The sequence below is a fragment of the Streptomyces sp. NPDC102467 genome (assembly GCF_044765445.1).
Lineage (GTDB): Bacteria > Actinomycetota > Actinomycetes > Streptomycetales > Streptomycetaceae > Streptomyces.
The window spans coordinates 1-1,039 of the sequence record NZ_JBIWKA010000078.1 but is presented as its reverse complement, the minus strand read 5'-3'; the positions used below and the strand labels follow the sequence as shown (position 1 = coordinate 1,039).

The following is a 1,039-nucleotide window of genomic DNA, read 5'->3' as shown; positions in this document are numbered from 1 at the left end:
CGGTGGCTCGTTTCGCGAGGTTGGAGATCATCGCGAGGCGGATCATGCTCTCGGAGTGGGTGGGTTTGGTCTCGTAGTCGCGGGCGAGGCGGCGGTGCATCATGATCCATCCGAAACTCCGCTCCACCACCCACCTTCTCGGTGTCACGGAAAAGCCTTTGACCTGCGTGTTTCGTGGGACGACGTCGACGTCGATACCGAGCGTGGCGCCGTGCTCGATCGCCTTCTTCTTGTAACCGGTGTCGACCCATGCCTTGCTGATGGTGGGGCGGTCGGCGGCGATCTGACTGAGGAGCTGAATGCCGGCCTCGTTGTCGGAGACGCTGGCCGCGGTCACCGTGACCAGCAACAACAGGCCGAGGGTGTCGACGACGATGCTGCGTTTGCGCCCTACGATCTTCTTGCCGGCGTCGGTGCCCTGGGTGTCGGTGGGCACGCTGGGCGCGGTCTTGACGCTCTGGGCGTCGATGACGCAGGCGGTGGGCTCGGCGGCGCGTCCTTCCTGCTGGCGGACGATCCCGTGCAGGTGGACGCCCAGCTTCTCGATCGTGCCGTCCGCGGTCCAGGCGCTGAAGTAGCCGAAGACCGTGGTGTGCGGCGGGAAGTCGTGGGGCAGGTAGCGCCACGGGACGCCGGTCCGGTTGAGGAAGAGGATCGCGTTCATGACTTCCCGCAGGTCGGCGACCTTGCCGCCGAGGTTGAGCGAGGTCTTCTGCCGCTCGGACCGCCAGGCGGTCAAGACCGGTTCCATCAACGCCCAGCGGGCATTGGACAGATCGCTGAGATAGGGCAGTCGCGAGGCCATGAAGACACTGACCCACACGGGCCGCGCGGCCGCTATCGCTCGAACGGGCGAGGCAAAACAGCAGCTACCGGGTCATCTTCGAACCGGACAGGAGCTGTCGGGTATGTCAGTGCTGAAGCGGGCACGTGAACCTTCTTGAAAGCCGGGCGATTTCGGCAAATGCCCTGTCCCGAGATGCCGCTTGCAGGCGGTGAACCGGCTCATAGCGGCCTATAAGTGACGCGAACGTCCTCT

1 protein-coding gene is annotated in these 1,039 nt (G+C 64.9%); it reads right to left on the bottom strand.

The features are described from left to right. A partial coding sequence (locus ACIREE_RS42725) for an IS5 family transposase (RefSeq protein ID WP_404165006.1) occupies positions 1-805 on the bottom strand: 805 nt, incomplete at its 3' end. Between the last annotated feature and the right edge of the window lie 234 nt (positions 806-1,039).